This is a genomic window from Arsenicibacter sp. R0_47 (assembly GCF_057652235.1).
Map to the genome: position 1 here is coordinate 1 of NZ_JBYFCJ010000142.1, position 233 is coordinate 233.

Below are 233 nucleotides of genomic sequence, written 5' to 3' on the forward strand. Positions count from 1 at the left end.
GGAAAAATCAAAAACCGGATTTTGTGCGCTGAAACCAATCGACGCGGGCAGTTGCCGGTGGTAGAGGGCCAGCGTTGTTTTAATCAGACCCGCCACGCCGGCTGCCGCCGTCAGATGCCCCAGGTTGCTTTAAATGGAACCCAGGGCGCAAAACAGATTTTGGGATACGCCACCGAAGGCCATAGTTAGTCCCACCACTTCGATAGGGTCGCCCAACGGGGTGGCCGTGCCGT

1 pseudogene is annotated in these 233 nt (G+C 57.5%); it reads right to left on the reverse strand.

Going from position 1 to position 233, the window contains the following annotated elements:
• Positions 1–233 (reverse strand): annotated as a pseudogene (locus AC23NW_RS36370) (hypothetical protein); the annotation flags it as partial.